22 protein-coding genes and 1 pseudogene are annotated in these 23,850 nt (G+C 65.6%); 11 read left to right on the top strand and 12 right to left on the bottom strand.

Annotated elements, in window-relative coordinates; translation table 11 throughout:
• Positions 1-132: 132 nt before the first annotated feature.
• Positions 133-558: a hypothetical protein gene (locus tag AB870_RS19035; RefSeq protein ID WP_047905894.1), complete on the top strand. Its 426-nt coding sequence runs from the start codon at positions 133-135 to the stop codon at positions 556-558.
• 9 nt (positions 559-567) lie between these two features.
• Here AB870_RS19035 and kefC read toward each other — a convergent pair whose 3' ends face one another.
• Complete coding sequence (gene kefC, locus AB870_RS19030; protein WP_047905893.1) at positions 568-2,433, bottom strand: glutathione-regulated potassium-efflux system protein KefC; 1,866 nt, start codon at positions 2,431-2,433, stop codon at positions 568-570.
• Positions 2,433-3,146 (bottom strand): glutathione-regulated potassium-efflux system oxidoreductase KefF, encoded by a 714-nt coding sequence (gene kefF / locus AB870_RS19025; RefSeq protein WP_084663887.1) that lies wholly within the window; start codon positions 3,144-3,146, stop codon positions 2,433-2,435. Before kefF ends, kefC begins: the two co-directional genes overlap by 1 nt.
• Before the next feature lie 239 nt (positions 3,147-3,385).
• Here kefF and AB870_RS19020 point away from each other — a divergent pair, with 239 nt between their 5' ends.
• Positions 3,386-3,679 carry a hypothetical protein gene (locus AB870_RS19020; RefSeq protein ID WP_047905892.1) on the top strand — a complete coding sequence of 98 codons (294 nt, stop codon included), beginning with the start codon at positions 3,386-3,388 and terminating at the stop codon, positions 3,677-3,679.
• Between the two features lie 32 nt (positions 3,680-3,711).
• Here AB870_RS19020 and AB870_RS19015 read toward each other — a convergent pair whose 3' ends face one another.
• From AB870_RS19015 to AB870_RS19000, 4 genes are all read right to left on the bottom strand, one after another.
• Positions 3,712-5,121: an amino acid permease gene (locus tag AB870_RS19015; RefSeq protein WP_047905891.1), complete on the bottom strand. Its 1,410-nt coding sequence runs from the start codon at positions 5,119-5,121 to the stop codon at positions 3,712-3,714.
• A gap of 703 nt (positions 5,122-5,824) precedes the next feature.
• The gene (locus AB870_RS25720) at positions 5,825-6,526 is read right to left on the bottom strand and encodes an SH3 domain-containing protein (protein ID WP_064674932.1); all 702 of its coding nucleotides are present in this window, start codon (positions 6,524-6,526) and stop codon (positions 5,825-5,827) included.
• 179 nt (positions 6,527-6,705) lie between these two features.
• A complete protein-coding gene (locus AB870_RS19005) occupies positions 6,706-7,812 on the bottom strand; it encodes an S-(hydroxymethyl)glutathione dehydrogenase/class III alcohol dehydrogenase (protein WP_047905890.1) in 1,107 nt (368 codons plus the stop codon).
• Between the two features lie 162 nt (positions 7,813-7,974).
• Positions 7,975-9,696, bottom strand: a complete 1,722-nt coding sequence (locus AB870_RS19000; RefSeq protein WP_047908433.1) for a putative bifunctional diguanylate cyclase/phosphodiesterase — start codon at positions 9,694-9,696, stop codon at positions 7,975-7,977.
• Between the two features lie 424 nt (positions 9,697-10,120).
• Here AB870_RS19000 and yfiR point away from each other — a divergent pair, with 424 nt between their 5' ends.
• The 4 genes from yfiR to AB870_RS18980 all read left to right on the top strand — a co-directional run bounded on the left by yfiR (position 10,121) and on the right by AB870_RS18980 (position 14,361).
• On the top strand, positions 10,121-10,735 hold the full coding sequence (gene yfiR, locus AB870_RS18995) for a regulatory sequestration protein YfiR (RefSeq protein ID WP_084663885.1): 615 nt from the start codon (positions 10,121-10,123) through the stop codon (positions 10,733-10,735).
• A 215-nt stretch (positions 10,736-10,950) separates the two neighbouring features.
• Positions 10,951-12,162 (top strand): diguanylate cyclase DgcN/YfiN, encoded by a 1,212-nt coding sequence (dgcN, locus tag AB870_RS18990; protein ID WP_237170145.1) that lies wholly within the window; start codon positions 10,951-10,953, stop codon positions 12,160-12,162.
• Between the two features lie 78 nt (positions 12,163-12,240).
• Positions 12,241-12,822, top strand: a complete 582-nt coding sequence (yfiB, locus tag AB870_RS18985) for an outer membrane lipoprotein YfiB (protein WP_237169989.1) — start codon at positions 12,241-12,243, stop codon at positions 12,820-12,822.
• Positions 12,823-13,023: 201 nt separating this feature from the next.
• On the top strand, positions 13,024-14,361 hold the full coding sequence (locus AB870_RS18980) for an SGNH/GDSL hydrolase family protein (protein ID WP_084664213.1): 1,338 nt from the start codon (positions 13,024-13,026) through the stop codon (positions 14,359-14,361).
• Positions 14,362-14,406: 45 nt separating this feature from the next.
• Here AB870_RS18980 and AB870_RS18975 read toward each other — a convergent pair whose 3' ends face one another.
• On the bottom strand, positions 14,407-15,069 hold the full coding sequence (locus AB870_RS18975) for a 2-hydroxychromene-2-carboxylate isomerase (RefSeq protein ID WP_047905888.1): 663 nt from the start codon (positions 15,067-15,069) through the stop codon (positions 14,407-14,409).
• 233 nt (positions 15,070-15,302) lie between these two features.
• Here AB870_RS18975 and AB870_RS18970 point away from each other — a divergent pair, with 233 nt between their 5' ends.
• A complete protein-coding gene (locus AB870_RS18970; protein WP_047905887.1) occupies positions 15,303-16,355 on the top strand; it encodes a YeiH family protein in 1,053 nt (350 codons plus the stop codon).
• Between the two features lie 115 nt (positions 16,356-16,470).
• Positions 16,471-16,641, top strand: coding sequence for a hypothetical protein (locus AB870_RS26470; protein WP_157112384.1), 171 nt, complete (start codon positions 16,471-16,473; stop codon positions 16,639-16,641).
• 38 nt (positions 16,642-16,679) lie between these two features.
• Here AB870_RS26470 and AB870_RS18965 read toward each other — a convergent pair whose 3' ends face one another.
• From AB870_RS18965 to AB870_RS18950, 4 genes are all read right to left on the bottom strand, one after another.
• Entirely contained in the window at positions 16,680-17,573 is an 894-nt protein-coding gene (locus tag AB870_RS18965; protein ID WP_047905886.1) for a glycosyltransferase family 2 protein, read from the bottom strand.
• Between the two features lie 16 nt (positions 17,574-17,589).
• Positions 17,590-18,765 (bottom strand): O-antigen ligase family protein, encoded by a 1,176-nt coding sequence (locus tag AB870_RS18960; RefSeq protein ID WP_071386897.1) that lies wholly within the window; start codon positions 18,763-18,765, stop codon positions 17,590-17,592.
• Positions 18,766-19,007: 242 nt separating this feature from the next.
• Positions 19,008-19,391 (bottom strand): hypothetical protein, encoded by a 384-nt coding sequence (locus AB870_RS18955; RefSeq protein WP_053059438.1) that lies wholly within the window; start codon positions 19,389-19,391, stop codon positions 19,008-19,010.
• Between the two features lie 65 nt (positions 19,392-19,456).
• Entirely contained in the window at positions 19,457-19,669 is a 213-nt protein-coding gene (locus AB870_RS18950; protein WP_064674872.1) for a hypothetical protein, read from the bottom strand.
• A gap of 292 nt (positions 19,670-19,961) precedes the next feature.
• On the opposite strand from AB870_RS18950, the gene AB870_RS18945 reads away from it, so the two are divergent.
• From AB870_RS18945 to AB870_RS18935, 3 genes are all read left to right on the top strand, one after another.
• Positions 19,962-20,915, top strand: coding sequence for a LysR family transcriptional regulator (locus AB870_RS18945; RefSeq protein WP_047905884.1), 954 nt, complete (start codon positions 19,962-19,964; stop codon positions 20,913-20,915).
• 207 nt (positions 20,916-21,122) lie between these two features.
• Complete coding sequence (locus tag AB870_RS18940; RefSeq protein ID WP_047905883.1) at positions 21,123-21,776, top strand: DUF4286 family protein; 654 nt, start codon at positions 21,123-21,125, stop codon at positions 21,774-21,776.
• A 55-nt stretch (positions 21,777-21,831) separates the two neighbouring features.
• Positions 21,832-23,181, top strand: a complete 1,350-nt coding sequence (locus AB870_RS18935) for an MFS transporter (protein ID WP_084663881.1) — start codon at positions 21,832-21,834, stop codon at positions 23,179-23,181.
• Positions 23,182-23,230: 49 nt separating this feature from the next.
• Here AB870_RS18935 and AB870_RS27565 read toward each other — a convergent pair.
• Positions 23,231-23,770: pseudogene (locus AB870_RS27565) on the bottom strand (response regulator); the annotation flags it as partial.
• Between the last annotated feature and the right edge of the window lie 80 nt (positions 23,771-23,850).

Here is a 23,850-nt window from a genome sequence, read left to right as displayed (position 1 = left end):
TGAAATATCCGGTAATTGTTGCGGGCCGTGCAACGCAGGTATTCGCGCAGCGCGCTATATCGCGGGCAAAGAGGTGACTAGACTGTAGAGCCGCTGTCGCAGTTTTCACAGCTACCTTGCAATGGACACACCATGTCGCTGACCCTTGAGCAACTCTTTCCGCAGCATCGTCCCGAAGGTGAAGCCGTGGCTACGGCTCTCGATAGTCACGCTGTCGTGCAGGCGTTGTCGCTCGCCGTTGCCGATCATCCGATCATCCTGCTGCGCATGATGTACCCGGCCACCGACGCGAATACGCATCGCAGCCGCGACGAACTCACCGAGGTGCTGCACCGCCACGGTTTGCATCAGGTCGCAAGCCTGATCGAAGAAGAATCGCCGTATCTGATGTTCACGTCGGCTGAGCATGCGCACCTCACGCTCGTGGAAATTCGCCGCTACTCGGCGGCCATCGCGGTGCATCTCTACTATCGCGGCCTTGCCGGCGTGGAGGCTGAAACGCGCCTGCGTGCCGATGCACGCGCGCCGGCCGACGGTCACTTCAAGCCATTCGATTAAGGCGCAACGTCATGCGTGGCGATCGTCTTTCGTGCCGTCGGGCGCGCGCTCGCCGTCCCAGCCGAAGGTGACCTGACGTTGCGCATGACGCATGGCGCGCTCGCGCGCCATCTGTTCCTCGAACTGACGGCGCCCTTCCTTCGCGGTGGCGATCATCTTGTTGCGATCCTGGTAGGAGGGATACATTTCGTCCGTCAACTGCACATTGGCGCGCCTGAATGCCATCGTCGCCTCGCGGGCTTCGGCCGCGGGCCATCCCAATGCTTCGAGGACCGAGCGCGCGCTGCGCAGCGACGACTCGAAGACTTCGCGTTCGATATGCTGCACGCCGCGCTCGCGCAACTGGAACAGGTGTCCGACGTTGCGCGCTCTGGCGACGACGGGCACCTCGGGGAAGTGCTCGCGCATCAGGTCGGCGATTTCGAGCGACTGATCGACGTCGTCCACGGCGATGACGACGGCGCGCGCATTCGCCACGCCCGCAATGCGCAGCAGATCGAGACGCGTCGCGTCGCCGTAGAACACGCGAAAGCCGAACTGGCGCAGGCTCTCGATGGTGTCGGGATCGTGATCGAGCACCGTTACCGACACGCCCTGCGGCACCAGCGTGCGGCCCACGATCTGGCCGTAGCGCCCGAAGCCGCAGATCACGACGTTCGCCGACTGCGGCTCCGAAATCTCCTCCATGCGGGGTGAACCCTTCATGCCATAGCGCGGTAACAGCCATTTGTCGATGGCGACCAGCAACAGTGGCGAGAGCAGCATGGACAACGCCACGGCCCCGATCAGGAACGACGATACGGCCGGCGGCAGCACCTGCGGTCCGGCGGACTGGAACACGACGAACGCGAACTCGCCGCCCTGCGCGAGCAGCAGCGTGAAGACCGGACGCTCCTGGTACGGCAACTGCATCAGCCGCGACACGCCGTAGATCGCCAGACCCTTGAGCGCCATGAAGCCGACGACGACCGTGATCATGCGCAGCGGTTGCGCGAGCAGCACGCCGAAGTCGATGCTCATGCCCACGGCGATGAAGAACAGGCCCAGCAGCAATCCCTTGAACGGCTCGATGTCGGTCTCGAGTTCGCGGCGGTATTCGCTCTCGGCGAGCAGCACGCCGGCAAGAAAGGCTCCGAGCGCCATCGACAGACCGACGAGCTGCATCAGCGTGGCAATGGCGACGACCAGCAGCAACGCGGCCGCCGTGAAGATTTCCGGCGTCCTGCTGTTGGCGATCCAGCGTAGTAAGGGGCGCAGCGCGAGCCGCCCGCCGAGAACGATGGCGGCAATCACGCCCACGATCTTCAACGCTTCGAGCGCCCGGGTGGTGCCGGTCATCGCATGGCTGTCGACGGAATTCGCGAGCAGCGGTAGCAGCGCCAGTATCGGAATGGCGGCGACATCCTGAAACAGGAGAATCGAGAAGCCGGCCTGACCGCTGGCCGTGGCGAGCATGTTGCGCTCTGCCATCACCTGCAAGGCAATGGCGGTGGAGGAGAGTGCCAGTCCCAACGCCGCGACGAGGGCGATGCGCCACGGTGCGCCAAGGGCGACGCCGGCGGCGAAAAGCAGCACTGCGCAGCCGGCGACCTGTGCGGAGCCCCAGCCGAAGATCGGCCGCCGCAGGCTCCACAGACGCCGCGGCTCCAACTCCAGACCGACGAGGAACAACATCAGCACCACGCCGAATTCGGCGAAGTGCAGGACATCTTCGACTCGCGAGACGAGGCCGAGACCCCATGGGCCGATGGCGATCCCCGCAGCAAGATAGCCGATGATCGCGCCGAGGCCGAGCGCGCGCGACAGCGGCACGACGATCACGGCCGCGGCGAGGTAAATCAGGCTGGCAAGCAGCCAGGCGGGTACGTGTTCCATCAGGCGGCCCTCCCGGTGCCGGCGTTCGTATCCATGGCCTCGGCCGGCGAGAAGTGCGGCCGGTCGGTGGAGGGAATGGCCTGACATTCGGCGGCGTGCGCCATCGAGATCAATTCGGGCCAGTGCGGGTAGGTCGCAAGACGGCCGGCGAATTCGCCGACGTGGGCGTCGAGCGCGGCGTCGTCGCAACGGCGCGCGCCGTAGAGCACCTGCGGCGGCAGAAAGCGCATGCCGCACAGATGCGACGTCTGCTCGTACGCCGGCAGGAATGCGGCAAACGGATGCTGGTTGTAGCCGTCGGGCCGGTAGCTGTCTTCCGGGCCGCCGGTGCTGGCCACGAGCCAGAGGTCCTTGTTCGCGAGGGCATGTCCGTCCTGCCCATAGGCCCAGCCCCACGACAGGACTTCGTCGAACCAGAGCTTCTGCAATGGCGGCATGCTGTACCAGTAAATCGGGTGGACGAGAACGATCAGATCGGCGCGCGCCAGGCGTCGCTGCTCGGCAGCGACGTCGATACTGAAGTCGGGGTATGTCGAATAGAGGTCGTTGACGTCAACGCCTTCGATGCCTCGTGCGGCTTCCAGAAGACGGCGATTCACGCGCGAATCGCGCCAGCGCGGATGCGCCACGATGACATAGACGGCTCGCGCCGGGGCGCCCTCGCGGGCGTCCTGAGCGGCGTGCTGGATACGGGGGGAAGCGGGGGCGGTCATGCGGGGGAGGATACTCCATTCGCGTGGCGCCCGGCACCGCGGTCTCGAGAGGAAGGAAGGCCGCCGTATCGCGCCAGGGACTAAAGACTGCGCTGGCAAAAGCCGTTAGGACTGGATAAGCTCTGCACAGCTTTTCGAGGCCCGCGATGCGCCGTGAGGCGTGCCGCAGGTCAAAAGGACAAATAACAAGACCCTTCGCGCAGGCGGTGCATCCGTGCACGCGTCAGTGCTTTTCCGACATGTCGCCGCAAGCCTTTCGCAACACCGTCAATCTGATCTATCACGGACGCAACGTGGCGCTCGCGTTGCTGCTCATCGCCTTGCTCTACAACCAGACGTTCTGGGTGTTTGCGAGCGCACTGGCAGCGGCGCTGTGCACGGGCGCGTTGCACGAGGCCGGGCGCATGCCGCGGGAAGACGACCTGCCGCCGCGCCCGCTCGTCATCCAGATCATCCGCATTTCCGTGCCGCTGCTGCTCACGATGTTCGCGCTTGGCTACGGCGCGGTCTGGCTCAACCGCAATTTCGGCTGAACGCCGCATCGAGCGCGGGACGACGATCCGCGTCAGGCGCGCGGCGTGTCGCCTTGCTTGTGCAGCAGGGCGTTGCGGCGGGCGTAGGTGAAGTAGATCCCCATGCCGATGGCCAGCCAGATCACGAACGCGATCCAGGTGGCCGCTTGCAGGTGCGCCATCAGGAACAGGCACAGGCCCGCCGAGATGAGCGGCACGACCGGCGCACCGGGCACGCGGAAGGCGCGCGGCAGGTCGGGACGCGTGCGGCGCAGCACGAGGACGGCGACCGACACGAGCGCGAATGCCGACAGGGTGCCGATGTTGATCAGTTCGGCGAGCACGTCCAGCGGCACGAAGCCCGCGATGACGGCGAACACCACGCCAATGATCCACGTGCCCGCGAACGGCGTCTTGTGCGTGGGATGGATGCGCGAGAGCAGCGGCGGGAGCAGGCCGTCGCGCGACATGGCGTAGGTGATGCGTGTCTGGCCGTACGTCATCACGAGGATGACGGTGGTCATGCCGAGGATCGCGCCAAGATCGACGAAGCCCGCCACCCAGTTCTGACCGGCGTACTGCAACGCCAGCGACACGGGGTGATCCACACCGGCGAACTGTGCGAAGGGGACGATGCCGGTCATGATCGCGGCCACCGTCACGTACAGCAACGTGCAGACGATGAGCGAGCCGATGATACCGATGGGCAGATCGCGCGCCGGATTGCGGACTTCTTCGGCGGCGGAGGTCACGGCGTCGAAACCGATGAACGCAAAGAAAACGAGCGCCGCGGCATTGAACAGGCCGCTGGTGCCGAAGGGCATGAACGGCGTCCAGTTGGCAGGCTTGACGTGCCAGACGCCCACGGCGATGAACAGCAGAACCACACCGATCTTGATCGCCACCATCAGGTTGTTGATGCGCGCCGACTCGCGTACGCCATACGAGAGCACCCAGGTGATGAGCAGCATGATGGCGACGGCGGGCAGGTTGATGAAGGTCGTGACGCCGGGCACACTGCCGGGCGCGGCAGTGATTGCGGCGGGCAGATGCAGCCCGAACCCCGCGGCGAGCGACTGGAAGTAGCCCGACCAGCCCACGGATACGGCGGAGGACGCGAGTCCGTATTCGAGCATCAGGTCCCAGCCGATGATCCACGCGACGATTTCGCCAAGGGTGGCGTAGCTGTATGTATAGATGGAGCCGGAGACGGGGATGGTCGAAGCGAATTCCGCATAGCACAGCGCGGCGAAGCCGCAGGCCATGGCCGCGATGACGAAGGACAGGGTGAGCGCCGGGCCGGCGGTCAGCGCGCCAGTGCCGGTGAGCACGAAAATGCCGGTGCCGATGATGGCGCCGATGCCCATGAGGACGAGGTCGACGGGGCCCAGCACTTTCTTGAGACTGCCGGTACGCCCGGCGGCCAGCATGTTCTCGATGTTTTTGGTTCGGAAAAGACTCATTGCCTGCAAATGGTTCCTGCAACGTGTATCCGTGGCGCACGCGTGAGGTTGGTCGGGCGCGGGCCGTCGGGGAATCCACGGGAGACGTGTCCCGCGGCCTGGCTGCAAGGGCACCCCGGGCTTGTGGCCGCTCGTTCCCATGCGTGGCGGACAGCCACAGGGTTTGACGAACCACGTCGATGCGCTAACGCCGGCCGGCGCCGCCCGTGCGTGCCACCACCGGTCGGACAAAGGCAGCAGGCCGTCGTCGGCTGGCGCGCAGAGCGCGTTCCGCGTATCGACGGCAAGGTGGCAAGGCGCCAAGGCGATAGGCATGCCACGGCGTGCCGTTGGACACACCGGGCGGGGACGAACACGATCGAGACTTACCGAGGATCCTGCCGGACGGTCGTGACCGCCGCGATTTGCGCGTCGGTACGCCGGAGATAGGTCTGCTGAAGGGTCTGTAACGTTGGATGCACGTCGACGCCGGATGACGCCGTGTGTGCAAGGGCTCGCTGTCCTGCGGTCCGGCCATCGGCGCCAGTTCGGCACCTCCGCCTGGCCGGAATTGCTCACATTTTAAGCGTTTTTGCCGAAGGGCGTGCAGTGGATGCTGAATTGATGGTGTCGCGTTCGATACCGGTACCCTGACGGTGCTCCGTCTGAAAGCCGCGCCGTCAGGGGGCCGATAGCCTGCGCGCTGCATTTGCCCGAACCCATACTATCGGTTCGGTCCTCCCGGCCCCCCGCCCGGCGGACGGCCTCCGCCACCATGACCCCCGCCATGGTTGCCTCCATGACCCCCTCCGCCCCCGCCCGGCGGACGTGAGCCCGATCCCCCGCCATGGCCCGGCGGACGCGGACCCGGACCCGCCCCATGCCCCGGAGGCTTCGGTCCCGGACCGGCTCCGTGACCCGGTGGACGCGGTCGATTGCCGGGGTAGTGACCGCCCGGAGGGCGCGGCGTGGGACCCGGACCCCAGTGCGGCGGCCTCGGCCCTGGCGGCGGACGATGCCAATAGCGCTGGTCGTGGTACCACGGGCGATTGCGGTAATAGCTGCCCCAGTACGTGCCGATCGAGAAGGTGATGATCGGTAATCCGATCACCGTTCCGTAATTGAGTACAGGCACCGGATTGCCCTGATACGGATAACTGAGCAACCCGGCGTATATCCATCCCCGTGTGCCCGGCAAACCGATGTCGCACCACGAATACCCGGAGATACAGCCGTAGACCGTCACGGGCATGCCCGCCGCTGCCTGCGCCACGACCGGGTAGTCGCTGGCTGGGCCTGCCCGCACATTGGCCGACGAATTGACGATTGCCTGGCCCGACTGCGCCGATGCCACGCCGTGCACCGCCGCAAGCGTCGTGAGCATCGCCGTGCCCGCGAGAAGGCGCGGCAAGGTTCGTTTGTTCATGTTCGTCTCCCTGTTGTGGCAAGTGGCTCGATTGCCGCCGGCTGGCGGCCCGTGCAGGCCCGATGCCCCGCCATTGCCCGCCCTTTCGGAAACGGCAACGGCGGCGACATGCTCGTCGAAAAAGCACATCGCCGCCGCCATCGTCACACTCACGTCGCGCTCACATCGCGCGATGACGATCAGTACAACACGACGGAGCGGATCGACTCGCCGCGCTTCATCAGATCGAAACCTTCGTTGATCTGGTCGAGGCGCAGCGTGTGCGTGATGAGGTCGTCGATGTTGATCTTGCCTTCCATGTACCAGTCGACGATCTTCGGCACGTCGGTCCGGCCGCGTGCACCGCCGAACGCGGATCCTTTCCACTCGCGGCCCGTCACCAGTTGGAACGGGCGCGTGCTGATTTCCTGGCCTGCCGCGGCCACACCGATGATGAACGACTGGCCCCAGCCCTTGTGGCAGCACTCCAGCGCCTGACGCATGGTCGTGACGTTGCCGATGCACTCGAACGAGTAGTCGGCCCCGCCGTCGGTCAGTTGCACGATGGTGTCCACGACGTTCTCGACTTCCTTCGGATTGATGAAGTGCGTCATGCCGAACTTCTTCGCCAGTTCCACGCGCCCCGGATTGATGTCGACGCCGATGATCTTGTCGGCGCCGACCATCCTGGCCCCTTGAATGACGTTCAGGCCGATACCGCCGAACCCGAAGACGACGACGTTCGCGCCCGCTTCGACCTTCGCCGAGTAGACGACGGCGCCAACGCCTGTCGTAACACCGCACCCGATGTAGCAGACCTTGTCGAACGGCGCGTCGGAGCGCACCTTCGCGACGGCGATTTCCGGCACGACGATGTAGTTCGAGAAGGTGGACGTGCCCATGTAGTGGAAGATGGGCTTGCCGTCGAGCGAGAAGCGCGATGTGGCGTCCGGCATCAGGCCGCGGCCCTGCGTGCTGCGGATTGCCTGACAAAGATTGGTCTTGCGCGACAGGCAGAACTTGCACTGGCGGCATTCGGGCGTGTACAGCGGAATGACGTGGTCGTCCTTCTTGAGCGTGGTGACACCGGGGCCGACGTCCACGATCACGCCCGCGCCTTCATGGCCGAGGATGGCGGGGAAGATGCCTTCCGGGTCCGCGCCCGAGAGCGTGTAGTAGTCCGTATGGCAGATGCCGGTGGCCTTGACCTCGATCAGCACCTCGCCGGCGCGCGGCCCTTCCAGATCGACTTCTTCGATGGTCAGGGGTTTGCCCGCTTCCCAGGCAATGGCGGCTTTGGTTTTCATGGCGTTATTCCTCGTTGCAACGTCGTTCGGGGGAATCCCTTCGCGACGTACCATACCGCGTTCTAAAGTCGTGCGCGAGTCTTGACATGCGATGCCGGCGAAAAAGGCGGGGCCGGACGCACGAATTTCCGCGACAGCCTTCGTCATCCTTTGACCGCGCTTTCAGCGCCGCGCACCGCTGCCCAACGGCGCGACGATGTGATAGAAGCCCCGCGCGTCGACGGGACGCGCGAACCAGAACCCCTGTGCCTCGTCGCAGCCCAGTTCGGTGAGCCGCTGCGCCTGCGCCCGGGTCTCCACACCCTCTGCCGTCACCCGTAATCCGAGCGAATGTGCCATGGCGATGACGGCGCTCACGATGGCATGGCTGGGCGCATGCGTGAGCATGTCGCGCACGAAGCTCTGGTCGATCTTGAGCCGGTGCACCGGGAAGCGGGTGAGGTAGGCCAGGCTCGCGTAGCCGGTGCCGAAGTCGTCCACGGCGATCTCCACGCCCATGTCGTGCAGCGAGCGCAGACTGCCTACGGCGGCGCTGGCGTCGCCCAGCAGCACCGTTTCCGTGATCTCGATTTCAAGGTGGCGCGGCTCCAGCGCATTGACGTTCAGCGCCCGCTCCACCATGCCCACGACATCCTGCCGGGCGAACTGCTGTGCGCAGACATTCACCGAAATACGCGGCAAATGGCCGCAGCGCCGCAGCAACCGGCTCGCTTCGCGGCACGCGGTCTGCATCACCCACTCGCCCAGCGGCACGATGAGGCCCGACGTCTCGGCAATCGGCACGAATTCGGCAGGGCCGACCGCGCCTAGCGCCGGATGACGCCAGCGCAGGAGTGTTTCCGCGTGGTGAATCTCGCCGGTCGCGAGCGTGACCTGAGGCTGATAGACGAGATGCAATTGCGAATGGGCCTGCTCGTGCACGGCGACGCGCAACGACCCTTCCAGTTCGTTGCGGCGCCGCGCGTGCGCGTCCATCTCGCTGCTGAAAAAGCGCATGCCGCCCCCGGCGGCGCTGGCGATGCCGAGCGCGACGTGTGCGCGTCGCAGCAAGGTCTCCGGCGTATTGCCATGATCCGGATAGCTCACGGCGCCGATGCTGGCGTCGAGCGCTACCGGGCCCTGATCGACGTCGGCCCACTGGGCAAGGCGTGTCTGAATCCGTGAAGCCAGCAAACGCGCGCCGTCGCCCGTCTCGTTGGTGACGATGACGAACTGGCTGCCGCCAAGGCAGGCGAGGGCGTCTTCGGGGCCGCTCGCTTCGCGCAGACGTTCGGCGGCGATGCGCAAGGCCAGTTCGGCGGTCGGCGCGCCGAACGTGCTGCGCAGCATGCGCAGGTGATCGAGTTCCACGAGCAACACTGTCATCCCGGCACCCTGATGCGCACACCGGTGGATCGCGAGTTCGAGCCGCTCGTTGAGCAAGGTCTGGTTAGGCAGGTTCGTGACCGGGTCGTGATGGGTCACGTACCACAGGCGCGACGCCACCTGCACCTGCCGCGAGAGGTCGAGCACGATTCCTACCCAGCGGCGCTCGCCGGGCGCATGTTCGACGCACGAGAGCGCCAGGCGGATCGGCAGCCAACTGCGGTTGTGCGTGAGCAGATGCCATTCGCCGTCGTACGGCATGGCTTCCCGGGCCGAGAGACTGGCCAGCGCGGGCAGGCGGCGGCGGGCGAGTTCGGAGGGATCGAGCAGGGAGAGGAAGCTGCGTTTGCCGAGCAGATCGTCGGGCCGGTAGCCGGTCAGCCTCGTGAAGGCCGTGTTCATGCGTTCGAGCATGCCGTCGTCCGTGCAGACGAACATGGCATACGGCGCGCTGTCGAGCGCGGCGCGACTCAGTTCGGCCTGCCCGTCGGGCACGCCGCGAGGTGCGGGATCGTTCACGTCCGCACCTCCCGAAAGCCGGTCGAACCGGCGTTCAGGAACCTCATGCAACACCTCCCTGGCGCCGCGATTTTTATCTCGATAATCGAGCGATCGAATCGCACGATTCCTTTTGTTTTTCAAGCGGTTATGAGCACCATTCTGCCACGATGCGAGCGCCTGCGGGCAAGGGAAAACGCGGGGTCGGAAGGGGTTTCGAAAATGCGCTGTAACGCGCATGCTGTGGACTTGAGACGACAGGGGGTGAACGCCCGGCGACCGTCTGTATGGCCCAAAGGCAAGCCCTTCGGTATCATGCGGCCTGTTTCCGGCGCCGGGCACTCGCGAAGCGTCGACATCGCCGGGGACGACGTTCCGGCGACCCGGAACATCTCGGCACACAGGGAAGACGGCATTGCGTAGCGTCCGAACGAAGACGAACGGCATGACAGGGGGCCTGCGGCGCGATTGCCGGACGGATCCGTTTTGGCGTGCGCGTCTGCTGCTCTGCTGGCTGGCGCTCTGCATGGTGACGCTCGGCGACGCGTTGGCCCAGACTTCGTCACAACTGCCGGCCGGCGGCACCGGATCGACGGGCAGTCCCCGCGACGCAAACGTTCGGCAAGTCGTGCTGGGCATCATCAGCTTCACCCGCTGGCCGGTGCCGCCCGCCCGGGTGCGTCTGTGCGTGGTCGGCAACACGGACTATGCGCGCGACTTGCTGGCGGCGCCGGCGGGCGCGGCGTCGTCCGGCAGCGCGCCGCCCGTGGACGCACAGCGGCAATCCGTCACGGAGCCCGCCATCGGTTCGTTGTGCGACGCGTTGTATCTCGGCGCCGTGAGCGACACCGAGCGCCGTCAGGTACTGGCTTCACTGGCCGGTCACCCCGTGCTTACGATCAGCGAGCGTAACGATTCGTGCACGCTCGGCACGATGTTCTGCCTGAACGTCGATGCCGATCGGGTGACATTCGATATCAACCTCGACACCGTCGCGCGCAGCGGCGTACGTGTCCACCCGAACGTGCTGAAGCTGGCACGAAAGCCGGGGACACCATGACAACCCAATTCCCTCCAGCCCATTCACCGCCCACCGGACACGGGGCGCCTGTTGCCGGACTGCCGCCGCAGGCATCGGCCGTGTCCTCCGCAGCTTCCGCCAAAGTCCCCGAAGCGCCCGGATTGCACGATTCGCGTAATCCACGCGATCCGCGCGATCCTCCGGCAGGCCAGACTGCACCTCCGCCGCCTCCTGCGCGCCGCCGACGCCCGTCGCTGCAACGCGTACTGCGACGCACGCACCTACGTCTGGCGGTCTCGGCCGTCGTGCTCGCCGCGCTCTCGCTGTCGGTCGTGGCATGGGTCGCGCTACGCGCCTACGCTGAAAACAATCTGCTGCTTGTCGGGCGCTCGCTCGCTTATACGGCCGAAGCGGCCGTGGTGTTCGGCGACCGTGTGGCGGCACACGAGGCGATTGCGCTCATTGCCAACGACGAGGACGTGGTGCAGGTACGGGTGCTCGACGCCCGCAATGCGCAGTTCGCGATGTGGCGGCGCCCCGACGGCGGCACGCTGGCGAGAGTCGAGCGCGCCGTCGCCGACATTGCGTTGCCCGGACCCGTGACCCTGCCCATTCGTCACGACGGCAATGTCGTCGGACAGATCGAGGTGCAGGGGCAGGGCAAGCAGTTCTTCGTGTTCCTCATGAGCGGCATCGGCGGTGTGCTCGCGTGTCTGCTGGTGACCTTTGCCGTGGCGAACCTGCTGGCCAAGCGCATGCACCGCGATATCGTCAAGCCGCTGCGGGCGCTGGCGGAAGTGGCGCACGCGGTGCGCCGCGAACGCGCGTTCCATCAGCGCGTGGCGGCGACGCCGATCGCCGAGTTCAAGGAACTGGGCGACGACTTCAACGCGTTGCTCGACGAGTTCGAGGGCTGGCAGAACCACCTTCGGGCGCAGAACGCGACGCTTGCCCATCAGGCGAATCACGATCCGCTCACGGGGCTGCCGAATCGCGCGTACTTCGAGTCGCGTCTGGCGCAGGCGCTGGCCGAAGCGGGCGAGCTGGGCACACATGTCGCGCTGCTGTATCTCGACAGCAACCGATTCAAGGACATCAACGACCAGTTGGGTCACGATGCCGGCGACGCCGTACTCGTGGCGATTGCCCAGCGTCTGCGCCAGCCGTTGCGCGAAGGCGATCTGGTGGCGCGTCTCGGGGGAGACGAGTTCGCCGTGATGCTGCCGGGGGTGCGTCAGACCTCCAACGCCGTGCGGCTCGCGCAGAGCCTGCTCGCGTCGATGGAAAAGCCGATCGCGCTGCCGGACGGCGGCGAACTCGTCACGTCGATGAGCATCGGCATCGCGTTGTACCCGACACACGCCGGGAACGCCTCCACGCTGCTGCGTGTCGCGGACTCGGCGATGTATCAGGCCAAGCGTGCCGGCCAGGGCACCTGGCATGTTGCGGAAAGCCCCAAGGGATAAGGGGGCGGGCAACACCTGCGCTGTATTCACAACAATCAGATATCACGACCGGATTTATCACTGCAATGGGGAATGGTTTTGAGCACTCATCACACACGTGAGCGCGCACCGCTCGGCGCTTTCATCCTCCCGTTCACGCATACGTCACACGCGGGCCTGCAATGCAAGGCATTCCTGCGCCGGATGTTCCTGCTCGTTTGCCTGCTGCTGGGTGCCGGCACACTCGCCGGCTGTCAGACCACGCCGGCGCACGGCCTCACGCCCGAGCAAATCGCAGCGCTCAAGTCCGAAGGCTTCACGCAGACGGACGAGGGCTGGGAATTCGGCCTGTCCGACACGGTGCTGTTCGACACCGACAAGTTCGTCGTGCGCGACCCGGCGCGCGAGACGGTTTCGCGCATCGGTCGCACGCTGGTGAAGGTCGGACTGGAGGCGGTGCGCATCTACGGCTACACGGATTCGGTCGGCAGCGACACCTATAACGAGCAACTCTCGGCGCGCCGTGCCGAGGCCGTGGCCGAGGTACTCGTCGACGCCGGGATGCGGCGCGCGGGCATTCAGACCATCGGTGCAGGCAAGCGCAATCCGGTGGCGGATAACAGCACGCCGGCGGGACGCGCCCAGAATCGCCGCGTCGCCATCGTGATCTCGACGCGCTGAGTGGCGGGGCACCGGCGCCGGTGCATCGACGCCGTCGGCCGGATAGGCAATGTAAGTCCTTGCCAACGGCCGCAATCAGGCACAATGGCGGCTGCTGCCTCCATTGCGTATGTCGCCGACGCTGTCCCGATGCTTCCGATGCTTCCGATGTTCCCGATGTTCCCGAATCACCGGTTTCCTGCTGCCGAGGGCTTGCCCCGCATGCATCGCACTCTGCGTCTTGTCCTGCGTCTCGTGCTGTGTTGCACCGTGAACGTTGCCGCCGTGCTGGCGGCGGCCACTGCCGCGCCGCCGGTCGCGGCTCAAACTTTGTCCAACGCCCCCGGTGGTGTCAGCGCCCCACACCCATCGAGCACGGCGAACGCACGCGTCGGCGCGTGGGCAACCGCACCCCAGGCAGTGGCGCAACATCCCGGCGCGCCGTCGTTCAATCGCGCGCCTGCGGTGGGTGGGCGCACCGTGCGTCAGATCGTCTTTCCGACACTTTCCGGCAACGAGGTACGCGTACGTTTCTCGAACGCTTACGGCTCGCAGCCGTTGGTCATCGAGCGCGCCAGCCTCGCTGTCTCGCTGCGTGGCGCGGCAGTAGACGCGGCGAGCCTGCGCAACCTGACGTTCGGCGCGCAGCCGGGCGCGCGCATCGCACCGGGGGCCTCGCTGGAGAGCGACCCGCTGCCGTTCGCGGTGCGCGCCGGCACGCCGCTGGCGGTGAGCCTCTTCACGCGCGAATCGAAGACGCCGACGACGTGGCACAAGATTGCCCAGCAAACGGCGTTCTTGAGCGCGGCGGGGGACTTCGTCGATAACGCACAGGCGGCGTCGTTCCCGTCGCGATTCACGAATACGTTGTGGCTGGCGGGCCTGAGCGTGGTGCCGGAAGTGCCGTCACACGCTATTGTCGCCATCGGCGATTCGATCACGGACGGCATGCGCAGCACCCTGAACGCCAATCGCCGCTGGCCGGATGGGCTGGCACGGCGTCTCGAGAGCGCCGGGCGGCGCGACGTCGCCGTGCTCAATCTCGGCATCAGCGGCAATCGTCTGCTGAACGACTCCCCGTGTTACGGCGAGCGGCTGATTGCGCGTTTTCGCCGCGACGCGCTGGAGCAACCGGGCGTGAAGACGGTTGTCGTGCAGATCGGCATCAACGACATCAACTTCGGTTATGTGGCGCCGCATGCGGGCCTCGATTGCGACGTGCCCCATGTGATCGTGACGGTGCCCGAGATGATCGCGGGCTACCAGTCGCTGATCGCTGCGGCGCGCGCGCGCAACGTGCGCATCGTCGGTACGACGATCCCGCCGGGTAAGCTGCCGCCGGAGCGTGAAGCGGTGCGAGAGGCCGTGAACCGGTGGGTGCGCACCGGCGGCGCGTTCGATGGCGTGATCGATTTCGATGCCGCGCTGCGCGACCCGTCACAGCCCACGCGTATGTTGCCGCGCCTGGACAGTGGCGACGGCACGCATCCGAGCGACGCGGGGTATGCGGCCATGGCCGATGCGGTGCCGCTGCCGCTCGTCCTCGGCACGGGCAAGTAGCCCATCGGGCGTCGAGGGCGCTTCGGCGCGACGAGGGAAGCCGGCTCAGCGCTCGCGTCGCACACCGACAGTGACCTGCTGCAACCACTTCACGTCGGGCGATTGCAGCCATTCCGGATGGGCGAGGCAATGGCGGAACATCGCCGTGGCATCGTCTCCCCAGTACAACTCTCCCCCATAGGCAAACGTCGGCACGCCGAAAACGCCGGTGGCGATCGCTGCCTCGGTGTTCTCGCGCAATGCCGCCTTGACCTTCGGCGCTTCGGTCCGCGCGAGCGCGTCGTCGGCCGACAGGCCCAGACGCCCGCTCAACTCTGCCCAGCCCTGCGCGTCGGTGACGTCGCGTCCCTCCGCCCAGATGAAACGAAAGATCGTGCGTACCACTTCATGAGTTGCGCCCAGCGACACGGCGAGGCGCAGCACGCGAATCGGATGGAACGGATGCACGGGCGGCATCTTGAACGCAATGCCGTCCTGCTCCGCCCGGAACTGCGCCATCCGGTAAGTGAAGATGCGCTTGTGCGGCGTTTCGGCCGGTCCCTGCGTCTGCAAGTGCACGAGAATGGCACCGAGCACGATGGGTTTCAGATCGATGGCGAGCGTGCGCGGGAGCGTGTCGAAGCGTTCGAATTGCAGATATGCGAAGGGCGAGGCGAAATCGAAATACCACTGGGCACGGCGAGCGGGGGCGTCGGCACTTTGCGACATGAGGCGCGGTCTCCTGTGAGTGGATGCTTCACGGTTCATCGGTGTTGGCGCTCACGACAGTGTAGCGGGCCGGGCCAGCACTTGTGAGTCCAGGGGGAAAGCGCCGATGAATCAATGACTTACGGCGATCATCTGAAATTATCGGAATTTCGGATATTTTGTATCCGATATAACGATTTTTATTATTGAAGCGGAGTTTTTAGACTTGCAGTCATTCGAAAGGAGTGCCTGCAATGACAACAAAAACCCACACTGCATCGACCGCCTCGGCCAGCCGTCCCGACACGCTGGTGCCGGATCAGCACAATCCGTGGGCAGGTCTGATCCTCTCGACCGCCATTGCATTCGTTGCGTTGCTGCTGGGCCGCCAGATGCCGCTCGTGGGCGGTCCGGTATTCGGCATTCTTCTGGGCATTCTCGTTCGCAATCTGTTCTCGCCCGGCGCGCGCTACGAAGCGGGCATCAAGTTCGCCTCAAAATATGTGCTCCAGTGGTCGATCATCGCGCTCGGCTTCGGTCTGAGCCTGTCGCAGGTGGCGCACACGGGGCTGGAATCGCTCGCCGTGACCGCCGTGACGATCACGGCAGCCGGACTGTCCGCCTGGGGACTGGGCCGTTTGCTCGGCGTGCCCGACAAGCTCAAACTGCTCATCGGCGTGGGTACGGCGATTTGCGGCGGGTCGGCTATTGCCGCAGTGACCCCGATCGTCAAGCCGGACGACCATGAAACGGTCTTCGCCATCTCGACGATCTTCCTGTTCAACATTGCCGCCGTGTTGCTGTTCCCGGTGCTGGGCCATGCGCTGAACCTCTCGGACCTCGGGTTCGGCATGTGGGCGGGCACGGCGATCAACGATACGTCGTCGGTGGTGGCGGCGGGTTACAGCTACAGCAAGGCGGCGGGCGACTACGCGACCATCGTCAAACTCACCCGTGCCACGCTGATCATTCCGATCTGCCTGACGCTGGCGGCCATCGTCGCCTACCGTGCCAAGCGCGCCGGTGCCGGCAACTTCAGCCTCGCTCGCATCTTCCCGTGGTTCATTCTCGGCTTCCTGATCGCGTCGGGCGTCCGCACTGCCGGTCTCGTGCCCGCCGCCATGCAACCGTGGATTCACGACGCCGCCGAGTTTCTTATCATCGTCGCCCTGAGCGCTATCGGCCTGTCGTCGAACCTGCGCCGGATGGCCTCGACGGGTGTGCGACCGATCCTCCTCGGCCTGGGTGTGTGGGCGGCCGTGTCGGTCAGCAGCCTCGTGGTGCAGCTCGGCATGGGGCAACTCTGACCGGGCGACTGCCCGGCGCCTTAGGGCAGACCCGGCGGGCAAGCCGCCTTTCGTCGCCTAGAATGCAATCACGGACGGCCGCCGGTCGTCCGTGAAGGCTTTTCGGGAGGCCGAGATGACAACCTCGTTCGGTGAACTCTGGTACACGATCGGCGCACTCGTGGTGATCGCGGTACTGGCGGCAATGGTGTGGGAGCTGGGAGTGTGGTGGACGCGTCACCCCGACAGCCCGGCAGTGAAACGTCTTGAACACGCGTGGGCGCGCATCCGTCACCCACGGCACTGACGCCACCGCCGACATCCCTCAAGGGGAAGGCTGGATGCTCAGTCCAGCTTCAGATGACGAGGCACGCCGGTATCCCAACGCGCGAGATCTTCCAGCGGATAGGGCTTGCTGCCGTGCAGCGCGCGCTTGATGCGGCTTCTGCCGCTCGGCGTGGGCACGTTCGGGAGACCGGCGCCCGCAGGCGTGCCGGCGAGATCGAGATAGTCGCGCTTGAACTCGGCCTGCGTCATCCCCCACTTCATCAGGAATTCGCGGCTGCCGCGATTTTTCACGACGCGCCCGGTCGAGCGGCAGCCGAAGTGATAGACGACGCTCTTGCCGACGATGCGGAAGGTCCGGCATCCGACCAGCCACAGCTTCATCAGGAAGTCGTCGTCGCTACTCATGCCCGGGCCGAACTCGATGCTGTAGCCGCCGACGAGGTGCCACAGGCTGCGGCTTACCAGCGTGGGCTGAGTCGGCACGCCGTTCACGTCGCTGCGTCCCAGCGAGGCGGCATAGGCGAGCAGGCCGGCTTCGTCGAATGTCTCGGCGGTGGTGCCGAAGTCCTTCGAGACCACTTGCTTGCTTGCGCCGGCGTTCGGCTCGATCATCACCGACGACAGGTAGTAGATGGGCGTGTCGAGCGCTCGGGCGGCGTCGACGAGTGCCGTGTCCCAGCCTGGCGTGACGAACATGTCGTCGTTCAGAAAGAGCAACTGATCGTGCGAGGCGAGCGGCGCGAGCTGGTTGAGCGCCAGGCACACGCCGACATTGCCGCTGCTGTGCGTGTAACGCAGACCTTGCTCGCGCACCCATGCCAGCGTGCCGTCGCTGCCGTCGTTCACATGAACGAGTATTTCATGCGCCTCGCCGGAATGACGGCGAACGCTATCGATGCACAGCTTGAGGAACGGAAGGTTGTTCCAGGTGGGGATCAGGATACTTAGCATGTCGGGAACGCCGCGTTCATCGGCCCGCGGGCGTTGCGTCTTCTGAAGAGTCGACAGGATAGGCGATCGCGGCAAACAGGGCCAGCATCGTCGCATAGAAGGCGACGGTCACCTTGAGATTGAATGTCTCGACGGTCAGGCCGAAAACGGCGAACGACACGGCCGTCATCAACCCCATCAGCGCAGCGCGATTCTCCACGCGAGCGCGCCGGATCCGGGCCGACCGGATAAAGAAGATCGCCGGACCGACGTAGACGCCGAGAATGCTGATAAGGCCGAGCAGCCCATAGTCCACGGCGTACGCCAGAATCTGGTTGTGGACCTCGCCCTTGCCGAGTTCGGCCGCCTGTGGCGTCAGTTCACCGGAGGCCGCCATGGCAGGCATGGCGTCGTGATAGCCATGGGCACCGTAGCCCAGCAGCGGACGTTTCGCGATAAGCGTGCCTGCCGCTTTCCAGAGTTCGAGCCGGATGCCCGTGGACGTATCCGCATTGCCTGCCGACAGGCTGACCAGATCCACGCGAATGGCTTCGAACCGGTCCCGCACGACCTGCGAGGAAAACGTGCTCGCGAGCAGTGCGAGGGCCACGACGGCGATCCCGGCACGACGCGCCTTGCTGAACGCTTGATCGCGCCAGAGGAGCCAGACGACGAGCAGGCACGGCAGCACGATCCAGCCGCCACGGGACTGACTGGCCCACGAGGCGTAGCAACCGGAGGCGGCGCCGAGAATTTTCAAACCGACGATCCACGGCTTGTCGTGCGAGAACCAGTGGATCGATACGACGGACAGAATGCCGAGCAACACGGCGATGTCGCCGAAATGGATCGGGTTCAGAAACGAGCTTTCCGCGCGGGCGGCAAACAGGTCCGCCGTCGAATACCACGCCATGAGCGCCGCACAGATCGCCCCGGTGCAGAACGTCAGATCCACCCACCGGGGCAGAATGGCGGCGATCCGGCGAAGCCCGAGGAAGACGACGATGGCGAGCAGGAAACGCACGGGCGAATCGAGTGTGTTGGCCACGACGTTGCCGTGCAGCGCTTCGACGATCAGGATGGCCAGCACCGGCAGGAGCAACGAGACGATCAGAATCCGGACGTGCAGGTTCTCCTTGATGAGGGCGCACGTCTGACCGGGCTTCCGGTTCGTGAACAGCGCGATTGCGCCGAGCGCGACGGTCAGGAACATAGCCGTATTCCCTCCGCGCGGTATGACGAGCGAGGCGGCGGGAAACAGCAGGATAAGTGTGCCGAAAAGCTTGGCAAAAAGGTGCCGACGGAAAGGTCGTGCCGGCGCGGCGGACTTGCTCATTGGATACCAGGCAACTGCGGGAATTTGCTTTGCACGAAGTATGCCAGAAATGCCCGCTGCGCCGCGTTATCCGTCTCCAGACGACAACGTGGGTGCGCCAGTGCGCCCGAAATCCGCAATTACAGATTCATCGCCCCAAGCACGCCACAAAGGTGCAGCGCGACGTGTGTCCAGGCGGCTTCGTCGTAGCCATCCCCTTGCCGTGCGAGTTGCTGCGCCTCGTGAAACGTTCGCCAGACGGCGGCGGCGCTCGAGGGCGTGCTGCCCGCCAACCGGTATTGACGTTGCAGCGCTTCGGCCAGCCACGGCTGTTCCTGGGCGCACGCCCCGGCGTACGCTTCGACGGCGACCCGGGCGTAGGGATCGCCGGCGGGGTCGAGCACCACCGGCTCATCACGGGCCGATGTCTGCTCCGCGCGGGCGGGGTGAGTCGTCGATGTGGCCATCGATGCGGCCATCGCGTGCCGCTCGGCGGCGTTGTGACGGGTGTGGTGATGTTTCATTTCGGTCTCGTCTCGTTGGCCGCGCCAGAGGTCCCGGCGCGGTACCCGGTGCCTCTTGCGTGGACTCACTCGGTTTCCATGTCGCGAATGAACAGCATGGCCGCCTGCTTGGCCTGATCGATGCTGTTGAAAGTCCGGCCGTCCATCGGCCAGATGTCGACCAGTACCGCATAGCTGCCGGGATGCTCGGCCTGCATGATGCGGATGTAATGCTGCCGGAACACACAGCGTGCGAGTTCCACGGTCGGGTGCGGTCGGCGGAAATGGGCGGTTGACATGACAGTCTCCAGAGATTCGGCCCTCCGGCCTCGACGGGCCGTTGTCTCTCTTCAGCAAGTCCCGTGCCAATCCTTTTGAGTGTCTTAACTGCTTGATTTGTAAGGGGTGGGACGCTGCCGCGAAATTGCAGGTGTTGGAAAACGTTACGAAAACGAAACGTGTCGAAACATGATGGGAACGTGGCGCCGTAACGCGCGACGTCCCCGGTGGCAACGCAATCTGCGTTTGGTAGCGTTCTTTGTGTTGCCGCTAAAATGGGCTATTTCCCATGAACCTTGTCCGTCACTCCGCATGAACCTGCGTTTTCTGGAAACTTTCGTCTGGCTGGCCAAGCTGCGCAATTTCCGGCTCACGGCCGAGCGGCTGCACACGACGCAGGCGGGGGTGTCGAGCCGCATCGCGTCGCTGGAGCAAAGTTTCGGGGTACGCCTGTTCGACCGCAGCGCCCGTGAGGTCACGCTGACGGCCGCGGGGCAAAAGGCGCTGGCGTATGCCGAGCGCATCGTCATGCTCGGGCAGGAGATGAAGCGCGAACTGAGCGACCCGGACATGCCGCCGGGAGTGCTGAAGATCGGCGTGGTCGAGTCGATCGTGCACAGCTGGTTTCCCGATCTCGCCGCACGCATCCACCGCGAGTACCCGCAACTGGAGATCGAGGTCACCAGCGAGACGACCATCAATCTGTGCAAGCAACTCGAAGCCGGTACGCTCGATCTCGTCTTGCAGACGGACATCCAGCACGGCACCGGCGTGGAGAACCTGCCGCTGGCCGAGTTTCCGATGCGTTGGGTCGCCAGTCCAAAACTGAACCTCGAAGGCGAGACGCTCGACGTGGCCGATCTGGCGGCATACCCGCTGGTGAGCTTTTCGCGTAATTCAGGCCCACACAAGACGCTGGAGCGGATGTTTTCCGTGGCCGCCGAGCGGCCCGTGCGGGTCAATTGCATGACCTCGGTGGCCGCAATCATTCGACTGGTGGCCGACGGTTTCGGCGTGGCGATGCTGCCACCGGCCATCATCCAGCGAGAACTCGGCGAGCACAGCCTGCATTTACTGCGCGTGAATGCCAACTTCCCCAATCTCCCGCTCGTCGGGTCATTCCGCACGGGCGCCCTGCTCGCCGAGAACGTGGCGCGTCTCGCGCAACGTACGGCCAGCGAGTTCGCCCTGAACATGGGACCCGACATCGCCATTCCGCCCGCCGCCGTGATGACCGCGCCCGCCTGGGGCGCGAACGACGCCTGAGACGCACCGGCGCTCCCGTGCACCGGGCGCAGCCCCGTCCGTCAACGGCCCTCGGGCAGTCATAAGAATTTGCTGTCATGGCGAATTTGATTTCTTGTTGGACGCCTTTTCCGTCGTTTTGCACACTCGATGCAACGGTCGAGCCGTACGCACGCCTCGCGGCGTCGTCCCGGCCGCCCCCCGATTGTCGAAACCGATGGATGCCCCATGACTGTGATTGCCCCGCGCGCCCAACTCTGTATCTGGACGAATATCGATCCGGCCTTCGAAGCGGACTTCAACCGCTGGTACGACCGCGAACACATGCAGGAGCGAGTGGCGATTCCCGGCTTCCGGTTCGCGCGTCGCTTCAAGGCGCTGCACGACTGCGCCCGCCCGTACCTCGCGCTCTATTGCACCCGGGACGCCGCCGTCTTTACGAGCGAGCCGTACGCGCAGGCCTTCCAGCATCAGACCGAATGGTCGCTGCGCAACTTCGCGCGCATGCAGGGTACGCAGCGCCGCGTCGGCACGCTCGACGTCGAAGCCGGTGAGGGGCAGGGCGGGGTGCTGGCCGCTTTCGTGCTCACGCCGGCGGCGCTTGCGCAGGCCCGCCCGCGTCTTGATACCCAGCTCGACGAGTTGACGCGGGGCGACGGCATCGTGCGGGCCACGCTGCAAGTCACCGTACCGGCGCTCTCCGTCTCGCTCACCGCCAAAGACGCCGCGCTGCCACCGGCCGACGCCGTCGTGCTCATCGAAGGCACCGACCCGGACGCCGTACGCACCGCAGCCGAGACACTTGCCGCCGCGCACGGCGTGCCCGCCGCGGGTGTGACCTGCTTCGCCATGCTGTGGCGCCTCGGTGCCAACGACGACTGACGTCGTGCCGCCCACTCGCAGGGCCGGCCGGCCCTGCGGCCCCCTGGAGACACCCATGACAACGTATTCGAATACCCGCGACGTCCGCGCCAACGACGGCGAGTCCACTGCCGCCCACGCCGTGAGCGGCAAACACGGCGCCAACAAGGGCCGTCTCGCGACCGCCAGCATGGTCGGCACGACGCTCGAGTGGTATGACTTCACCGTCTACAACACGCTCGCTGCACTGGTCTTCAACCATCTGTTCTTTCCGTCGCTCGATCCGCTGGCCGGCACCATCCTGGCGTTGTCGACGTATGCCGTCGGCTACGTCTCGCGCCCGCTCGGCGGCTTCGTGTTCGGTAATCTGGGCGACAGGATCGGGCGGCGCGCCGTGCTGGTGCTCACGCTCGTCGTGATGGGGCTGACCACCGGTCTGATGGGGCTGCTGCCGACCTACGCTTCGATCGGCATCTGGAGTCCTGTGCTGCTCGTGGCCCTGCGGTTCGTGCAAGGCGTTGCGCTCGGCGGCGAATGGGCCGGGGCCGTGCTGCTCTCGGTCGAGCACGGCGATCAGAACAAACGCGGACTGAACGCGTCGTGGACGCAGGTCGGCCCGTCGTTCGGCACCTTGCTCGCGACGGGGCTGATCGCGCTCATTACATTGGCGATTTCGCCGGACGACTTCCTTGCCTGGGGCTGGCGCGTACCGTTTCTGCTGAGTCTCGCGCTCGTGGCGTTCGGTCTGTGGGTGCGCCGTGGCGTGGAAGAAACGCCGATGTTCGAGCAGATGCAGCATGCGGAGCGTCAGGCGGACCTGCCGATTGCCGATGTCTTTCGCAACCACTGGCGCAATCTGCTGATTGCCGGCGGCTCGCGTATCGGCTCGGACGTGCTTTACGCGCTGATGGTCGTCTTCACGCTGACGTACGTGACCGGCACGTTGCACCTGTCGCGGCCGCTGGCGCTGAGCGCCGTGCTCGTCGGCACGGCCTTCAATGCCCTGAGCGTGCCGCTGTTCGGCGCGCTCTCCGACAAGCTGGGCCGACGTCCCGTGTACGGCTTCGGCGTGCTGTGCGCCGTGATCTGGGCCTATGGCTTCTTCGTGCTGCTCGATACGTCGAATCCGGCATTGATCGTGGTGTCGGTGGTGATCGGTCTGGTGATCCACGCGGTCATGTACGGCCCGCAGGCAGCTTTCGTCACCGAGCAGTTCCCGACACGTGTGCGCTACGCCGGTTCGTCGCTGGCCTACACGCTTGCGGGCATTCTCGGCGGTGGTTTTGCACCGCTCATCATCGTGAGTCTGTACAAGGAGTACGGCACGACACTCTCGGTCTCGCTGTATGTGACGGCAGCGCTCGCGGTCACGGCCATTGCGTTGTTCGCCGCACGCGAGACCGCGCACAAGCCGCTGCGGGACTGACGGGGCGATTTCGCCAAATCCCCGAACTGACCGGGGATTTGCTTCGCCGTTATTGCGCGGGCGACGCGCACAGCTCCGCGAGCCCCGCGAGATCGCCCCGCTGCGCGAGATGACGGACGTGATGCGCGAAGCCCTCGTATTGCGGCGACAGCACGCTCAGGTGACGCGCCCAGTCCATGAGGTCGGTGATCGCGCCCATCGCGATCAGCTGACGCGCCTCGGCCAGCGATTCGCGCGGCGGCCGCACAAGCGCCGTGCGCTGCGGATCCTCGGGGATCTCGCCGGCGTCGCCACGTTGCAGATCGAGCAGACGCGCGAGCGTATTGCGCAGGTCGACGAGTTCGACGGGTTTGAGCAGGCACGCGTCGTAACCCCCGGCTTCGGCGCCGAGCACGGCCTGCGGCGACGCGGACACCGCCAGCACCGGCACGTCCGGCCAACGGCGACGCATGGCGCGCGCCACGGCGAGGCCGTCGGCGTCGGGCATCATGTGGTCGGTCAGCACGAGATCCGGTTGCGCCAGCGTGGCATCGCCCAGCGCGGCGATGAGCGCCACACCGTCGCCGAAGGTGCTTACCGAGAAGCCGAGACTCGCGAGTTCGTCATGCAGGAATTGCCGGATTTCGGGCGAATCTTCCGCGAGCCAGATGTGATGCCCTGTGCCGTCGA

The organism is Pandoraea faecigallinarum, assembly GCF_001029105.3.
Lineage (GTDB): Bacteria > Pseudomonadota > Gammaproteobacteria > Burkholderiales > Burkholderiaceae > Pandoraea > Pandoraea faecigallinarum.
The sequence above is the reverse complement of the archived record's forward strand: the minus strand, read 5'-3'. Positions and strand labels throughout refer to the sequence as shown.